Source organism: Neobacillus sp. DY30 (genome assembly GCF_030123065.1).
Classification (GTDB): domain Bacteria; phylum Bacillota; class Bacilli; order Bacillales; family Cytobacillaceae; genus Neobacillus.
Map to the genome: position 1 here is coordinate 1,032,237 of NZ_CP126093.1, position 16,770 is coordinate 1,049,006.

17 protein-coding genes and 4 pseudogenes are annotated in these 16,770 nt (G+C 39.5%); 10 read left to right on the top strand and 11 right to left on the bottom strand.

Translation table 11 applies throughout. From position 1 onward, the window contains the following. The first annotated feature begins 1 nt into the window (after position 1). Complete coding sequence (locus tag QNH29_RS04845) at positions 2-709, top strand: nucleotidyltransferase domain-containing protein (RefSeq protein WP_283863718.1); 708 nt, start codon at positions 2-4, stop codon at positions 707-709. 78 nt (positions 710-787) lie between these two features. On the opposite strand, the pseudogene QNH29_RS04850 reads toward QNH29_RS04845, so the two are convergent. Continuing rightward, positions 788-1,349 (bottom strand): annotated as a pseudogene (locus tag QNH29_RS04850) (maltose acetyltransferase domain-containing protein). Between the two features lie 121 nt (positions 1,350-1,470). On the opposite strand from QNH29_RS04850, the gene QNH29_RS04855 reads away from it, so the two are divergent. Next, positions 1,471-2,046, top strand: a complete 576-nt coding sequence (locus QNH29_RS04855; protein WP_283863719.1) for a GNAT family N-acetyltransferase — start codon at positions 1,471-1,473, stop codon at positions 2,044-2,046. A gap of 45 nt (positions 2,047-2,091) precedes the next feature. Here QNH29_RS04855 and QNH29_RS04860 read toward each other — a convergent pair whose 3' ends face one another. After that, the gene (locus QNH29_RS04860) at positions 2,092-2,856 is read right to left on the bottom strand and encodes a DUF3891 family protein (RefSeq protein WP_283863720.1); all 765 of its coding nucleotides are present in this window, start codon (positions 2,854-2,856) and stop codon (positions 2,092-2,094) included. 173 nt (positions 2,857-3,029) lie between these two features. Beyond that, positions 3,030-3,425, bottom strand: coding sequence for a secondary thiamine-phosphate synthase enzyme YjbQ (locus QNH29_RS04865; protein WP_283863721.1), 396 nt, complete (start codon positions 3,423-3,425; stop codon positions 3,030-3,032). Between the two features lie 52 nt (positions 3,426-3,477). Here QNH29_RS04865 and QNH29_RS04870 point away from each other — a divergent pair, with 52 nt between their 5' ends. The 6 genes and pseudogenes from QNH29_RS04870 (at position 3,478) to QNH29_RS04895 (ending at position 6,712) form a co-directional block, all read left to right on the top strand. Then, positions 3,478-4,236 (top strand): 2-phosphosulfolactate phosphatase, encoded by a 759-nt coding sequence (locus QNH29_RS04870; protein WP_283863722.1) that lies wholly within the window; start codon positions 3,478-3,480, stop codon positions 4,234-4,236. A 3-nt stretch (positions 4,237-4,239) separates the two neighbouring features. Beyond that, positions 4,240-4,638 (top strand): GNAT family N-acetyltransferase, encoded by a 399-nt coding sequence (locus QNH29_RS04875; protein WP_283863723.1) that lies wholly within the window; start codon positions 4,240-4,242, stop codon positions 4,636-4,638. A gap of 13 nt (positions 4,639-4,651) precedes the next feature. Then, a pseudogene (locus QNH29_RS04880) lies at positions 4,652-5,113 on the top strand (histidine phosphatase family protein); the annotation flags it as partial. A 72-nt stretch (positions 5,114-5,185) separates the two neighbouring features. Beyond that, positions 5,186-5,715 (top strand): annotated as a pseudogene (locus QNH29_RS04885) (GNAT family N-acetyltransferase). 32 nt (positions 5,716-5,747) lie between these two features. Beyond that, entirely contained in the window at positions 5,748-6,134 is a 387-nt protein-coding gene (locus QNH29_RS04890) for an iron chaperone (protein ID WP_283865535.1), read from the top strand. An 11-nt stretch (positions 6,135-6,145) separates the two neighbouring features. Further along, positions 6,146-6,712 carry a class I SAM-dependent methyltransferase gene (locus QNH29_RS04895; RefSeq protein ID WP_283863724.1) on the top strand — a complete coding sequence of 189 codons (567 nt, stop codon included), beginning with the start codon at positions 6,146-6,148 and terminating at the stop codon, positions 6,710-6,712. Between the two features lie 32 nt (positions 6,713-6,744). Here the strand turns inward: QNH29_RS04895 and QNH29_RS04900 are convergent, their stop codons facing one another. After that, positions 6,745-6,882 carry a hypothetical protein gene (locus QNH29_RS04900; protein ID WP_283863725.1) on the bottom strand — a complete coding sequence of 46 codons (138 nt, stop codon included), beginning with the start codon at positions 6,880-6,882 and terminating at the stop codon, positions 6,745-6,747. Between the two features lie 138 nt (positions 6,883-7,020). Here QNH29_RS04900 and QNH29_RS04905 point away from each other — a divergent pair, with 138 nt between their 5' ends. Continuing rightward, complete coding sequence (locus tag QNH29_RS04905; RefSeq protein WP_283863726.1) at positions 7,021-7,542, top strand: shikimate kinase; 522 nt, start codon at positions 7,021-7,023, stop codon at positions 7,540-7,542. Positions 7,543-7,853: 311 nt separating this feature from the next. After that, positions 7,854-8,179, top strand: a pseudogene (locus QNH29_RS04910) (YnfA family protein). 33 nt (positions 8,180-8,212) lie between these two features. Here QNH29_RS04910 and leuD read toward each other — a convergent pair. The 7 genes from leuD to ilvB form a co-directional block, all read right to left on the bottom strand. Beyond that, positions 8,213-8,797: a 3-isopropylmalate dehydratase small subunit gene (gene leuD, locus QNH29_RS04915; protein ID WP_283863727.1), complete on the bottom strand. Its 585-nt coding sequence runs from the start codon at positions 8,795-8,797 to the stop codon at positions 8,213-8,215. Beyond that, complete coding sequence (leuC, locus tag QNH29_RS04920; protein WP_283863728.1) at positions 8,797-10,215, bottom strand: 3-isopropylmalate dehydratase large subunit; 1,419 nt, start codon at positions 10,213-10,215, stop codon at positions 8,797-8,799. Before leuC ends, leuD begins: the two co-directional genes overlap by 1 nt. Positions 10,216-10,326: 111 nt before the next feature. Beyond that, positions 10,327-11,433, bottom strand: a complete 1,107-nt coding sequence (gene leuB / locus QNH29_RS04925) for a 3-isopropylmalate dehydrogenase (RefSeq protein ID WP_283863729.1) — start codon at positions 11,431-11,433, stop codon at positions 10,327-10,329. A 47-nt stretch (positions 11,434-11,480) separates the two neighbouring features. After that, positions 11,481-13,034 (bottom strand): 2-isopropylmalate synthase, encoded by a 1,554-nt coding sequence (locus QNH29_RS04930; RefSeq protein WP_283863730.1) that lies wholly within the window; start codon positions 13,032-13,034, stop codon positions 11,481-11,483. Next, positions 13,021-14,052 (bottom strand): ketol-acid reductoisomerase, encoded by a 1,032-nt coding sequence (gene ilvC, locus QNH29_RS04935; protein WP_283863731.1) that lies wholly within the window; start codon positions 14,050-14,052, stop codon positions 13,021-13,023. Before ilvC ends, QNH29_RS04930 begins: the two co-directional genes overlap by 14 nt. A 23-nt stretch (positions 14,053-14,075) precedes the next feature. After that, a complete protein-coding gene (gene ilvN, locus QNH29_RS04940) occupies positions 14,076-14,597 on the bottom strand; it encodes an acetolactate synthase small subunit (RefSeq protein WP_283863732.1) in 522 nt (173 codons plus the stop codon). Further along, entirely contained in the window at positions 14,594-16,321 is a 1,728-nt protein-coding gene (gene ilvB / locus QNH29_RS04945; RefSeq protein ID WP_283863733.1) for an acetolactate synthase large subunit, read from the bottom strand. The genes ilvN and ilvB overlap by 4 nt, the downstream gene beginning before the upstream one ends. Between the last annotated feature and the right edge of the window lie 449 nt (positions 16,322-16,770).

The following is a 16,770-nucleotide window of genomic DNA, read 5'->3' on the forward strand; positions in this document are numbered from 1 at the left end:
AATGAATAGGATACATCCATACAAAGCCGCGGAACTGTTTATCCTGAACCATTTTCCGAATTGTCAGGGAGCTTTATTAGCCGGGAGCGTCATTCGAGGTCAGGCCACGGAAACATCTGACCTTGATATTGTGATATTTGACAGTGAATATCAGTCTGCGTATCGGGAGTCAGTCATTGACTTTGGCTGGAATATAGAGGTTTTTGTCCATAATTTAACTTCATATAAGGAGTTTTTTAAAAGTGATTGTGAACGAGCAAGACCTTCCTTGCCTAAAATGGTTTCAGAGGGAATTGTGTTAAAAGATTGTGGAATCATGGAGCATATAAAACATGAGGCAAGAGACTTACTAGAAAAGGGTCCCGAAGAGTGGTCAGCTGATACTATAAAAATCAAGCGTTATTTTATAACAGATGCACTTGATGATTTTATAGGTTGTACTAATAGAGCGGAGGAAATATTTATAGCGAATACACTTACTGAATTAGTAAGCGAATTTGTCTTGAGAACGCATCGACAATGGATTGGTGCTTCTAAATGGATGATCCGTTCATTGAGAAACTTTGATGAAAAGTTTGCAGACCAATTTGTCGAGGCGTTTGACACCTTTTATAAAACAGGTGATAAAAATAAGGTTATTAACATGGTGGACGAAATCCTGCGGCCATATGGCGGGCGGCTATTTCAAGGATTTTCATTAGGAAAATAGTTTGTTTGATTCGGCCTACCCCACTAGAAAACACTGATGGTAATCCAAATCAAGGTACTATTCCACCTGAATCGATCATTATCCTTCAATTGTTTTTATGATTTTTGCGGGATTTCCACCTACAACAACATTATCAGGTACATCCTTTGTTACGACAGCGCCGGAGGCAATAACGACATTATTTCCGATATTGACTCCTGGATTAATAACAGCACGTCCGCCAATCCAAACATTGTGACCAATGGTTACTGGTTTTCCATACTCTTGACCCGATATTCTTTCCATGGGGTCAAGGGGATGTGTTGCAGTGTAAATGTGTACTCCAGGAGCAATAAAGCAATTATCTCCAATACGAAATTTCACATACATCCAGAAAGACACAATCAAAATTGGCATAGAAATTCTCACCTACATGAAGGTTATAACCATAATCACAGCGGATGGCTGGTTCTATGTATATATTCTCACCAGTTGAGCCGAATAATTCTTTTAATAGTGTAGTTCTAGTTTCTTCATCGGTTTCAATGGTTTGATTGTATATTCTTGTTTGTTTTCGCGCATTTAATCGGTCTTGGACTAATTCTGAATCTGCTGGATTATAAAGTTCACCAGCCAGCATTTTTTCTTTTTCAATTTTCATTTTAAATGCCTCGCTTAAAAGTTGATAAAAACGATTGTACCATATCCTAAGAAAATCTGTATGAAATACGGTTAATCCACACATACTTTCCTCAGTAGACTTAATATAGAGGAGCAGTAAAATGCATTGGTATGAAAAATTAAATCAATATTTTCCCGTTGAAGAAATGAAATCGAGAGAGCATATGGAAACGTTGCTTCGTGAGCGGTCCGACATCTATCATAAAGATGAGGGAGCTAATCATGTGTTGATGTATGCTGAATCTGATGATTTTGTATTTATTGATTATCTCTTTGTTTCAAAAAATGCCCGTGGACAGGGACTTGGTCATAAGCTTATTGAAAAAATGAAACAAAAAGGAAAGCCAATCATTCTTGAAGTTGAACCCGTTAACTATAAGGACAGTGATACAGAAAAAAGGCTTCATTTTTATAAGCGAGAAGGTTTTGAACACGCACATTCAATTGGGTATGAGCGAAGGTCATTAGCGACAAATGAGATGAATAAAATGGAAATTCTTTATTGGGCTCCAAATAAAGAGTCGGAGGAACTCATCTTTGAAGCCATGAGAAAGACGTATAATAAAATTCATACCTATAAGGATCAGCACTTCTACGGAGAATCATACCAACCAGTTGAAGAGGTTTTGACCTTTAATGAAAATCCACAAAGTCAAAATATCTTAGATAATCTATAATAAAATGCCTTACTCTTATGACGGAGTAGGGCATTTCCTTTTGGATTATTTAAATACTACATTCCTAATAGAAACAGGGGTATCCTTGTATGCTTGTAAAACGCCATTTTTCTCAATTTGTTCTTTGTTTACAGATCTAAAGGGCAATTCTACTTCCATTTCACCCTTCAAAGGTGAAAAGGAAAGCGAAACCGTTTCTTTGTTTTCCCAATGTGCGACAATTGGATCGCCGGTCACAAAAGCAAATAACTGCGGAAATCCATTGCGAAAAAAAGGATGAACTCCTTTATTATCACCAGGTTCGTTTAGACTTATATACAGGGATAGATAATCACAAAGTTTTAAAAGGTCTAGGTGGTACATTAGGGTTTCTTGTTTAGTCTCATTTCCCGTTAATTGCAATTCCTTTAAAAGATGTTCCTGTCTTTGCTTTTCTTCTTTCCAAAATTCCCTGACAGCAGGCTCGCTGGAATCTTGTATAAACGACGCATAGTGCAAACTGCATAAAAGTCCTGCATACTTGCTCATTTTTTCTACTTCATCTAAACCCTTTTTATAAAAAGTAATCTTGAGTGACAAAGGATAATCAATAAAAGAGTATGGCTTCTCCGTTTGATCATTCCATACCGGGGACGAATCCATCTCAATCCAGCCTCGGTCATGTTCTTTAATGGCCAGCAGTACTTCTTGAGTACGAAGATCATCAAAAAAATAATCCTCTTTGCAATTCCGAGCAATAACGCCAGCAATTTTGGCGTGGTCATTCTGAGTTACCATAAGATAGCTTTGTTCCCGTTCCAGTACAATCATTCTCGTAAATCCCTTTCCTTTGTAAAAACTGAACTTGTTTGATTTTAGGCTTCCTTTTATATTTCCTGTTATAAATAGATTTAAACCAATGATTTTCCTGCAATCAAGAATACAAAAGAAGGAAAAAAACGAGCATGTAAAGAATTAACTATTTCGGCTGAGTATTTTTAAAGTTAGAGAATCTTTATATAAAAAGTTCGTGTGCGTGGTCCGTCAAACTCGCAAAAATAAATGCCCTGCCACGTACCTAAGAGTAATTGGCCGTTTTTAATAATAACATATTGTGATGCCCCAACCGTACTTGCTTTCATATGGGCCGCGGTATTGCCCTCCATATGTCGATCCAGTGGGTGATGCCATGGGTAAACTTCGTCAAAGCGGCGAATCATATCAGTTTTTACATCAGGGTCAGCATTTTCATTAATGGTAATGCCTGCTGTTGTGTGTGGGCAATATACGATAGCAGATCCTTCTCGCACGTTATTTTCAGTAATGAAGGCCTGAACCTGATGGGTGATGTCTATCATTTGATCACGGGTTTTTGTTTTTAAAGTGAGCTTTTTAAGCATACTATCCTTCCTTCCAAGTCTATTAAAAAATTTAATAAAGGTGGCGGTTGTAATGTTTAGTCAATCTCCCTATGCATGTCGAATGGAATGGGGCAGACGCGGCGCTAGGGAAGCGGCAGACCGCGGTGATATTATTATTATAGTCGATATCCTAAGTTTTTCATCGACTGTCGTATCCGCATTACATTACGGTTCGGTGATTTATCCTTATCCCCCGTATGTAAACGGCAAAGAATACGCAAAAGAAATTAATGCAGAATATATTTTAGGCAGAGCAGAGGCAGCAAAAGCGGGAAAACCAACATTATCCCCTGTTACCTTTAATGAAGAACATTCAAATAAGAGGTATGTACTTTCCTCACTAAATGGTGCATTTTGTACTTGGATTGCCTCAAAGGCTCAAGCACTTTTCGCAGGCTCTTTATTAAATGCGGAGGCAGTTGCTTCCGCAGCTAATCAATTAAGATTAACAACTAAAGCAAACATTACAGTAATCCCTTGTGGTGAACAATGGAGCTATGGAAGAGAAGAGGAAGATACCCTCCGTCCTGCTATAGAGGATTATTTAGGTGCCGGCGCTATTTTATCTTATTTGGAAGGTGAGAAATCACCAGAAGCGGAGGTTTGTATGGGTGCATTTCTACAGGCGAAGCCAAAATTAAATGCATTGATTTGGGATTGTGGAAGCGGTCGGGAATTGCGTGAACGGGGATTTGCTTCAGATGTAGAACATTGCAGAAGGTTAAATGTCTATCAAACTGTTCCGGTATTAAAAAATAATCATTTTGTTTCCTATCATGGGGAGTTGTAGCCGATGGAGCATTTTCATATTCGACAGTACCAAGAAGATGATTTTAATAGAATTCAAGAGTTAAACCAAGAAGAGGGCTGGAGTAACTTGGTAGAAAAAAACGAAGATACAAAAGAGGCATGGAAACATTCAAATGTATCGTTGGTTGTGGAAACAGAAGGTGATGGAATCGTAGGATATATTAGAGGTTTTACTGATACACGTATCACTTTATATATTTGTGAATTGTTAATTGACAAAAAGTATCGTGGAGCAGGTATCGGAAGAGAGTTACTTCGGTACGTTCATGCCCAATATCCAAGTACAAGAATGGAACTTCTCGCATCTAGTACATCACATACATTTTATGAAGGTCAGGGCTATCGCCCATTTTACGGATTCAGAAAGACCTTTCAAGAATAGGAGTGAAAGTATAATGAAGAAGATTTACCTTATTAGGCATTGTGAAGCGGAAGGGCAGCCGGCGGAGGCCGCGCTAACAGACAATGGTTTAAAACAAGCTAACCATTTATCGGAATTCTTCAAAGATATTCCTATAGACCGCATTATCTCTAGTCCTTACAAGCGTGCTGTACAAACGGTAGAACCGCTTGCAAAAAGAATGAATCTTGAGATAGAAAAAAATGATCTGTTAACAGAACGTGTATTAAGTAACCAGAACCTTTCTGATTGGCTTGAAAAACTAAAAGCAACCTTTGATGATCTAGATTTGAAATTTGAAGGTGGAGAGTCCAGCAATGAGGCAAAGAAACGAATTGTTGGTGTGGTGGAGGGAGTTCTAAATAGTTCGGCTCAAAATACCATCATTGTTACACATGGTAATTTATTGTCTTTACTTTTAAAAAATTATAATCATCAATTCGGCTTTGAAGATTGGAGAAGTTTAAAAAATCCGGATGTGTTTCTTTTGAAGAAACAGGATGAAACTGTAACATATGAAAGATTGTTAATGGAATCTAGCGGTCAACTTTCCTTGATTAAACCCACGATAGAGCTGAGGGATGAATACCTCTCATTCTATAAAGAATGGGTAGATAGCAAAGAAGATATGGTACCTTGGGTGATTCAAAAAGATCCATCAGACTTTGAGGCAATGGTCCAATTTTTAAAAGATAATGAGCAAGGAAGTAATCTGCCAGAGGGTTGGGTGCCTGATTCAACATACTGGTTAATAAAGAAGACGAAAGAATACTCGGTGCTGTCAATATAAGACATCAATTAACACAAAATCTTTTAAAACGTGGCGGACATATTGGCTACGGTATCCGTCCTTCAGAGAGAAGGAAAGGATTTGCAACTAAATTGCTGTCATTATCGCTTGAAAAAGCTAAAGAGTTAGGAATTAAAAAAGCTCTGGTAGTATGCGATGAAGATAATAAAGGGTCCTATAAAACGATTATTAATAATGGAGGAATACCAGATTCCGACTTTATTGAAGAAGAGGGAAATATCATCAAAAGATTTTGGATAGAAATATAATATAACCTGTTTTGAATGAGAAAGGAAAGACCATGGAAGAAAACAAAGCCATTAATTCTATAGATGAATACATCGTACAATTTCCGAGTGAAGTTCAAGAAATACTACAAAAGATTAGGAATGTAATAAAGGAGTCAGCACCAGATGCAGTAGAAAAAATAAGTTACCAAATGCCGACCTTTTACTTACACGGTAATCTAGTTCATTTTGCGGCCAATAAAAATCACATTGGATTTTACCCAGCTCCTAGCGGAATTGAAGCTTTTAAAAATGAATTATCCGAATTTAAAAGTTCAAAAGGAGCAGTCCAGTTTCCTAAAAACAAGCCGCTGCCATATGGAGTAATTAGTGAAATTGTTAAATTTCGGGTTGCTGAAAATAAAAAGAAAGCAGAAGCAAAAATTAAAAAGAATATATAGAGGAGAAACCAGTGGGCAAAAGAAATGAGGAAATCAAAGTTGTGATTGGAGCAGGGGAGTACAATAATAATCCTGGTTGGATTCATACTCAGGAAGATGAACTTAATTTAATCGATATTAATACTTGGATAGGCAGGTTTGATTATCATTCTATAACAGCTATTCTAGCTGAACACATTTGGGAACATTTAACTTACGAAGAAGGAGTAAATGCTGCACAACTTTGTTTTAAATTCCTAAAGCCTTCAGGTTACATACGTTGTGCTGTTCCAGATGGATTCTTTCCAAATGAGGAATACCAAAATATCGTTAAAGCAGGTGGTCCTGGTCCAAATGATCATCCTGCTTCAAGTCATAAAATTGTACATAACTATAAAACCTTATCTAAAATGTTTGAAACGGCTGGATATATTGTGAATTTACTCGAATATTGTGATGAGGACGGCAACTTCCATTTTAATGAATGGGATGGGAAAGACGGAGTTATTTTTCGTTCGAAAAGATTTGATCCTAGAAATCAAGGGGATAAATTATTATTTCCATCGCTTATAATTGATGCAGTTAAACCTAATTTATAAATTAAGAGGGCAGATAATCCTGCCCCGTTTCATTAGATTGGCTTCTTACCCTGATATTTCATCTTAAACTCAGCTTCACTCATATTTGGATTTTTTCTAGGTGTAGTTTTGCTTAGGGCCTTCTTCATTTCTACATTCGCGTCGTCGCTTGTATTATATTTTCCATCCATCGTAATCCCTCCTTTTTGATACTTATTATCAAACCCTAATCATTTTTTCATTCTTTTTTCTTATGAATATAGGAGAAGAAATGAATTCGAAAATAGAATAATGTTGAACTTAGATGTAATTAAAGTGTGGTGATCTTATTGAAAATAGGAATTCCTAAAAAAATCCATATTATCGGCTCGGTTGGAAGTGGTAAAACCACATTAGCAAAAAAGCTGTCAGCGAAGTTACAGATTCCCTTTTATGAATTGGATAATGTTGTTTGGAAAAGGCACAAATCTGGTGATATAAGAAGGACGGAAAATGAAAGAAAGGAATATTTGAATAAAATCATTCATTCCGAGGGCTGGATTGTGGAGGGTGTTCATAATGAGGATTGGGTGGAAAATAGTTTTCAAAATGCGGAGCTAATCATCTTTTTAGATACAAATTACGCGGTAAGAACGTATAGAATTATTAAGAGATTTGTTTTACAGAAACTTGGTGTAGAAAAATCAAATTATAATCCCACGCTTAAGATTTTTTTGAAGATGTTTAAATGGAATAGGTATTTTGAAGAGGAAGGGAAACCCAATTTCTTAAAAAAATTTGCCATTCATCATGATAAAACTTTAATTGTTACGAAAAATGGTGAGATAAAAAATTACTTTAATATAGATTAAAGAAAATTAGGAGTTCTATATATGAACTGTTGGAATCAGATGTTGGTTGGTTGAAACCACACGATTTAGTTAGACAAAGGTACAAAACGCTGAATCGATACGTCCGATTCAGCATTTTTGCTATTCTCCGGTGAAATCACCACCATCGTCTATGTTATCATCCTCATCGAATGGCGCTAGAAAGATTTGTCTTTCAATCGGAGGCCTTGAGGACAAATCGTAGGAGTCGGCAGAAAATTTGTCTTTCATCGAGGGTCTCGAAGACAAATCGCATAAGTGTTATATAGGAAAAAAACAGAGGATGTGATTGTATGTTTCAAGCAACTCTATTATTTATTTTAGCAGGCATAGTAGAGATAGGAGGGGGGTATTTGATTTGGCAATGACTGCGGGAAGGGAAGCCATCCTACTGGGGACTAATTGGAGGAGTGGTGCTCGTCTTATACGACGAGATAGCTACCTTTCAGGCATTCCCATCATTCGGAAGAGTATATGCGGCTTACGGGGAGTTTTCATTGTGCTCTCGCTTCTGTGGGGGTGGGGCATTGACAAAAAGACTCCAGATTTATACGACTGGATTGGCGGCGGAATATGTATAATAGGAGTTTTGGTGATGTTATTAGCACCAAGACAATAGAAAAATGAGCTTGGATGTCCAAGCTCATTTTATTTATTTATGTGCAAGTTCATATTGTGAAATCTTATCTTCATAGTTCAGAGTTACTCCAATTTCATCCCAGCCGTTAAGCAGCATTTCTTTTGGGTATGGAGCAATATCGAACTTAATTTCTAAACCTTGATTATCATAAACTACCTGGTCTTCTAGATTCACAGTTAATGAATATCCTTCAGATTCAGCATTATGCATAATACTTTGAACTTGTTCTTCGCTTGCTTGAATCGTAAGAATACCATTCTTTACGCAGTTATTTTTAAAAATATCTGCATAACTTTGCGCAATAATGACTTTAAAGCCAAAATCCTGAATCGCCCATGGAGCATGCTCACGAGAAGAACCACAGCCAAAGTTTTCACCCGTTACTAAGATGGAGGCTCCCTGATATTTTGGGAGATTCATCGAAAAATCTTTTCGAAGGTTACCATCATCATCAAAGCGCCAGTGATAAAATAAAAATTGTCCAAAGCCGCTTCGTTCAATTCTTTTTAGGAATTGCTTTGGAATAATCTGGTCTGTATCAACATTACTTCGATTTAACGGACAAACGATTCCTGTATGAATGCGTAGTGGTTCCATTATAATACCTCCTGAGCAGTGAACTTGCGGACATCGACGAAGTGACCTGCAACTGCAGCAGCTGCAGCCATTTCAGGACTTACAAGGTGGGTACGAGACCCGTTTCCTTGACGGCCTTCAAAATTACGGTTAGAAGTAGAGGCACAGCGACCGCCTGGAGGAACGATGTCATCGTTCATGGCAAGACACATACTGCAGCCCGCTTCGCGCCATTCAAAGCCTGCTTCTTTAAAAATTTGATCAATTCCTTCTTTTTCGGCAGCCAATTTTACACTAAATGAACCTGGTACGACAATTGCTTTCACCTTTGGATTAACCTTGTGCCCGCGTACGACATCAGCCGCTTTACGCAAATCACTTAACCGTGAATTTGTACAAGAACCAATAAAGACATGATCAATTTCTACACTTGAAATAGGCTGGCCAGCTTCAAGTCCCATATATTGAAGGGCACGAGAAATTTCATCTTTCTTATTAGACTTTGCTTCGTCATCTGGATTAGGAACAGATGCTGTAATCGGGATACACATACCTGGGTTCGTTCCCCATGTAACCTGCGGTTCAACCTCAGAAGCCTCAATTTCAACCACTGCATCGTATTGTGCACCTTCATCAGTGGCAAGGGCGCGCCATTTTGCAACTGCTTCCTCGAAAGCCTCACCTTTAGGAACATGTCTGCGTCCTTTTAGGTATTCAAAAGTTGTTTCATCAGGAGAAATCAAGCCAGCTCGAGCACCAGCTTCAATCGACATATTACAAACGGTCATACGCTCTTCCATTGAAAGGGAGCGGATTGCCTCACCTGTATATTCCATTACATAACCGGTTCCGAATTGAACCCCGAATTTTCCAATAATTGCTAGGATTAAATCCTTCGCTGTTACACCTGTACCAAGCTTTCCATTCACTTTAACATTCATTGTTTTAGGAGGTGCTTGCCAAAGTGTTTGTGTTGCTAGGACATGCTCTACTTCACTTGTCCCAATTCCGAACGCTAGGGCACCAAACGCACCATGTGTAGAAGTATGGCTGTCACCGCATACGATTGTTTTTCCAGGTTGTGTAAGACCAAGCTCAGGACCGATTACATGAACAATCCCATTATCAGGATGTTGGCGGTCTGAAAGTTCAACGCCAAATTCTTGGCAGTTCTCTTTCAATGTATCAATTTGTTTCTTTGAGATTGGATCCTTGATTACGTTTCGATCACGGGTTGAGACATTGTGATCCATTGTCGCATATGTTAAATCTGGGCGGCGCACTTTACGGCCGTTCATTCGTAATCCTTCGAATGCTTGAGGAGAGGTTACTTCATGAACAAGGTGCAAATCAATATATAGTAAATCAGGTTTTCCTGCTTCTTGATGTACAACATGCTGCTCCCAAACTTTTTGAATAATATTTTTTGGTTTTTGCATAATGTCCTTCCTCACATTTATAGATTTGGTAGAGAGGGGGTAGTTTGTCCCCGGATAATAGTTCCTTGATAAGGAGAAGCAGCTGGACTTATGAGCCCAGCTGCGAGTAATTTAAACGTAACAGCTCATGATACATTTTGATGCGTTTTGGGACTTAATATAATCAACAATTAGACGTGTCATTTCTTCTGTTCCCACTTGTCTTCCTTCAGGAATGTGAAGGTCTGCTGTGTGGAATCCACTATCTAATACAGACTGTACCGCGTCTTCAATTAATGTTGCCTCATCATTCAGTTGGAAAGAGTAACGCAGCATTAATGCAGCTGATAAAATCATTGCAGATGGATTAGCAATCCCTTTGCCGGCAATGTCTGGTGCTGAGCCATGAACTGGTTCATATAAACCAACACCATCTTCGCTCAAGGATGCAGATGCAAGCATTCCAAGTGATCCTGTTAAAACAGACGCTTCATCACTAAGAATGTCACCAAACATGTTCTCTGTCACAATGACATCAAACTTAGTAGGATTTGTAATCAATTTCATTGCAGCCGCGTCAACCAATACATGCTCAACCACCACGTCTGGATACTGAGCTTTTTTCTCTTCCACAATTTCACGCCACATTTTACTGGATTCTAATACGTTTGCTTTATCAACAGAAGTAAGGTGTCCACTCCGTCCTTGTGCTGCTTGAAAGGCTTTGTCTACGATTCTTTCAATCTCTTTACGTGTATAAGCAAGTGTATCAACGACAGTTTGACCGTTGTCGCGGCGTTCACTTGGAGTACCAAAGTAAATACCGCCTGTTAGTTCACGGACAATCAATAAGTCACTGCCTGCCACAACCTCTTCTTTTAAAGGAGAAGCATGAAGCAAATTTTTAAACCCTTTAATCGGCCTTAAATTTGCATATAGATCTAGAGCCTTACGAATACCGAGTAATCCTCTTTCAGGGCGTAAATGGGAGGGGTTGTTATCCCATTTTGGGCCGCCAACCGCACCTAATAATACCGCGTCCGCCTGCTTACAGGCGTCGACTGTTGTTTCTGGCAGAGGAGTTCCATGAAGGTCAATGGCTGCCCCTCCGATTTCATGGGTTTCGAAGGTAAAACTGTGGTTAAATTCTTCAGCAATAGCGTTCAATACATCATGTGCAGAATTAATAACTTCCTTGCCAATCCCATCACCAGGTAGTAATACAATACGTTTTTTCATTCGAAGCAACCTCCTCATCATTTTTTACATCGCCTCAAGAAAGGTTTTTATGCTTGAGCTAGTTCAGCTTGAGCTTGCGCAACAGCTTTAGTGTTGAATAATACACGATTTACAGTATTTAAGAATGCTTTAGCAGAAGCTTCTAATACGTCCTGAGCTGATCCGCGGCCACTTACTTGTGTACCATCAACCGTCATTTTAACATGTACTTCAGCCAATGCGTCGCGCCCTTGACCAACGGAATTTAGTTTATAATCAGTAAGATGAATTTCTTCTTTAATTAGAGCTTCTAATGTATTCATTAGTGCTTCAACACTTCCTGAACCTGTACGGGCAGTTTCTACTCGAACACCTTCTGGCGTGTTCAGTGCAACTGTTGCGGTAGGGAGGTTGGCTGAACCATAATGAACCTGGAAAGCCACAAGCTCATATTTTTTAATATCAGCAACTGCTGTTTGGATGTCAGTTAAAATGGTAAACAAATCTTCATCTGTAACTTCTTTTTTACGGTCGGTGAGCTGTTTAAAAGCTGTAAATGCTTCTTGAAGCTTTTCAGCTGATAATGTAAAGCCCATAGTTTCAATTTTATCTTTAAAGGCATGACGTCCAGAATGCTTACCAAGAACTAAATCATTGGATTGAATACCGACCATTTCAGGAGTGATAATTTCATAGGTTAATGTATTTTTTAATACTCCATCCTGATGAATACCCGACTCATGAGCGAAAGCATTTTTTCCTACTACAGCCTTATTACCGGGAACTATCATTCCTGTAAAGCGGCTGACAAGGTCGCTAGTACGTTTGATTTCTTTTAAAACAAGATTCGTAGTATAAGGGTATTTATCTTTTCTAATATTTAGTGCTACTGCGACTTCCTCTAGTGAGGCATTCCCGGCACGTTCCCCAATCCCGTTAATCGTTCCCTCGACTTGGGTAACTCCATTTTCAATAGCAGCTAGTGTATTGGCTACAGCCATTCCTAAATCATCATGACAATGACAGGAAAGTGAAGCCTTATGGATGTTTGGAACGTTTTCTCGAATATAACGGAACATGTAACCATATTCTGCTGGAGTGGCATACCCTACCGTGTCAGGGAGGTTAATGACAGTTGCTCCTGCGTCGATAACCTTCGTAATGATTTTGACAAGAAAATCAAGATCTGAACGAGATGCGTCTTCAGCAGACCATTCGATATGAGGGAATCTTTGTTTTGCGTAACTCACCATATCGACTGAGGTTTGAATGACTTCCTCAGGTGTTTTGAACAATTTATATTTCATATGAATAGGGGAGGTTGCAAGGAAAACATGCAACCTTGGTTCTGCAGCATCCTTTAATGCGTCCCACGCAATGTCAATGTCCGATTTGGTTGCTCTTGCCAGGCCTGTGACGGAACTGTTTTTAATACTCCGGGCAATTGCTCTTACTGCCTCGAAATCCCCTTGTGAGGAAGCCGGAAACCCGGCCTCCATAATATCAACACCAAACTTTTCTAGTTGTCTAGCGATTTCCAGTTTTTCAAGCTGGTTTAAATTTACACCAGGAGATTGTTCACCATCACGCAGTGTCGTATCAAAGATGTTAACGTGAACCATTTACCACAGCTTCTTTCTTTTGGTTTACAGGTTTTTTAATAAATGGCATTAATTCACGAAGCTCACGGCCGACAACCTCAATTTGGTGATTGTTTTCGCTGCGGTTGATTGCGTTAAATTGTGGACGGTTTGCTTGGTTTTCCAAGATCCAGCCTTTCGCAAATGCACCAGTTTGGATATCTGTTAATACATCTTTCATGCGGGCTTTTGTATCTTCGTTAACAACACGTGGTCCAGAAACGAAATCTCCCCATTGAGCTGTATCAGAGATAGAATAACGCATGTTTTCTAATCCTCCTTCATATAGAAGGTCAACGATTAGTTTTAATTCGTGTAAACACTCAAAGTAAGCAACTTCAGGCTGGTAACCAGCTTCTACTAGAGTTTCGAAACCAGCTTTGATTAAGGCAGTAGTACCGCCGCAAAGAACTGCTTGTTCTCCGAATAGATCTGTTTCTGTCTCTTCTTGGAAAGAAGTTTCCAATACACCTGCACGTGCAGAACCGACACCTTTAGCATAAGCTAGAGCTAAATCACGCGCTTGGCCAGTGTAGTCTTGGTAAACTGCATATAGTGCTGGAACACCAGCGCCTTCTGTATAAGTGCGTCGAACTAAATGTCCTGGTCCTTTAGGTGCAACTAGGAACACGTCAACCTCAGCTGGAGGAACGATTTGTGTAAAATGAACGTTGAAACCATGTGCAAATACTAATGCGTTGCCAGCTTCAAGGTTTGGTTTAATGCTTTCTTCGTAAACTTTAGGCTGCATTTCATCTGGAAGTAAAACCATTACGACATCTGCTTGACGAGTTGCTTCTGCAACTGAAGTTACTTCAACACCATCCTCAACTGCTTTGTCCCAAGATTTTCCTTCTCTTAAACCAACAACAACGTCAAATCCGCTTTCCTTTAAGTTTAATGCATGTGCATGACCTTGTGATCCATAACCAATTACTGCGATTTTCTTTCCTTGTAAAACTGCCTCTTGAATATCTCCGTTATATAATACTTTTGCCATTATAATCATCCCTTCGAAAATGTTTATTTTATTTGAGAGTAGGTAGTTAACTCGTTAACTTGTGGTTGATGTCCGCGCAAGAAGGCGGTTAGTCCTGTTCTAGCAATCTCTTTAATTCCATATGGGCGAAGTAAGTCAATCAACGCGTCAATTTTGTCTGGCCTGCCTGTGATTTGAATCGCTAGGCTATCTTTGCTGACATCAATAATCAAGGCACGGAAGGGGTCAATGATCCCGTTAATTTCACTGCGGAGCTGTGAGCTGCCGGCTACTTTAATTAAAGCCAGTTCACGTGCGACAATCGCCTTATCTGTAATATCTGAAACCTTTAAAACATCAATTTGCTTGTTTAATTGTTTTGTAACTTGTTCAAGGCGCTGTTCATCTTCGACTTCAACTACCAAGGTCATTTTTGAAATGCCTTCGGTTTCAGTTGGACCGACCGAGATACTTGAAATATTAAATTGACGTCTCTGTAATAGGCCCGTGACACGATTTAATACACCACTTCGGTCCTGAACGGTTAAGGATATAATCCGTTTCATGATGGTTTCACCCCAATCATTTCATGTATTCCTTTTCCAGGAGCAATCATTGGGAAGACCTTTTCCTGCTGGAGCACCCTGCAATCCATTAATACAGGACCATCATAGGCAAACACTTCAGGAAGCTTGGTGACCAGTTCTTCTTGGCTTTCGATTTTGTATCCGCGGATATGATAGGCTTCCGCAAGCTTTACAAAATCTGGGTGTGTATGCAAAATTGATTCTGAAATACGGTTACCATGTAATAATTCCTGCCATTGTCGAACCATACCTAGGGCACCGTTATTAACAATGATGATCTTAACAGGTAAATTCTGTTCATAGATTACAGATAACTCTTGAAGAGTCATTTGGAATCCAGCATCTCCAACTATTGCTACTACTGTGCTGCCTGGAGACGCCATTTGTGCTCCAATAGCGGCAGGGAAGCCGAAGCCCATTGTTCCAAGTCCACCAGATGTAACCCAGCGATGCGGTTTTTCAAAATTGTAATACTGAGCTGCCCACATTTGGTGCTGACCTACATCTGTCGTCACAACAGCCTCACCATTTGTGACTTTATGAATGGCTTCAATTAACCATTGTGGAGACATTCCGTTTGGATCATGCTTATACCACAATGGGTACTCTTCTTTTAACTTATTTAGTGTTGCTAACCAATCTTCAGCCTCTGGTGATTCCGTTGTCTGGTTCATTAATTCAACTAATGCTTCTTTTGAATCGGATACAATTGGTATTTGTGTTGGAACATTTTTACCAATTTCAGCAGGATCGATATCAATATGGGCAACCTTCGCATTTGGAGCAAAGTGCTTTAAGTTCCCAGTAAGCCGGTCATCAAAGCGGGCACCGATATTAATCAGTAAATCTGCTTCGTACATTGCCATGTTAGCTGTATACGTTCCGTGCATGCCGCCCATCCCAAGAGAGAGAGGGCTGTTTGCTGGGAAAGTTCCAAGCCCAAGAAGGGTGGTTACCACTGGGATCTTGTGCTTTTCAGCAAAGGCGGTTAACTCTATTGAAGCTTTTCCGTGAAGAATTCCTGCACCAGCCAGAATTACTGGTTTTTTAGCTCTAGAAATGGCATCAGCAAGTTTTTTGATCTGCAGCGGATTGGGCTTGGTTGTAGGCTGATAACCAGGAAGGTCAATCGTTCCTTCTGCAGGAATTTCAAATAATTCTCCGGCAGAGATATCTTTAGGAATATCAATCAGAACCGGTCCTGGCCGCCCTGTAGAAGCGATATGAAAGGCTTCTTTTACAATCCTTGGTAAGTCTGAGATGGATTGAACCTGATAATTATGTTTTGTAATAGGTGTCGTAATTGCCATGACATCGGCTTCTTGAAATGCGTCGGTTCCGATTATTCCTCTTGCTACCTGTCCAGTGATAACGACTAGAGGTAAAGAATCCATCATTGCGTCAGTAATTCCAGTCACCAAATTGGTAGCACCAGGACCAGAAGTTGCGATTACAACACCGGGTTTTCCTGTTATACGTGCATACCCTTCAGCAGCATGAATGCTTCCTTGCTCGTGACGGAAGAGGACGTGCTTAATGGTGCCTTTTGCACGATAAATCGCGTCATATATTGGCAGAACGGCACCACCCGGATAGCCAAATAGCGTATCAACACCTTCATTAATTAATAAGTCAATGAGCAGGTCTGCACCCGTTTTTGGTGCCGTACTTGTTTGGAAATCCGGCTTTGCTTCTACTTTCACCTCGTATTCCCTCCTTGTGAATATTCAAATCTTTAAATAGTGAACCGGTGTAGTTATCGTACCAGTATAATAAAAAAGGCCATTTTCTCTCCGAATAAACTGCAGGTCATAAAGATAACAGCAGAATATTTCGGGGAGAAAAGGCCTTCCATTTCTCGGTACCACCCGGTTTTACAGCATCCTCACGAATACTGCCTCTTGAAGCGATAAAATAAAACCATTACCGCTTCTTTTTGTAACAGGTGCCTTAGAGTACACCCGATTGAGCCTAATAAGTTAGGACTGTTCAGCTCAATACTCAGGGAGGATGTCGGAATAAGGTGTATTACTGGGCTCACAGCAACCCCAGCTCTCTGAAAATACATGATCTTATTCCTTTATTCCCGTCATCGATTTTGTCTATAAATTTTTCAAATATACTGTAATGTCTTTAACCTCGGCGATTAAAA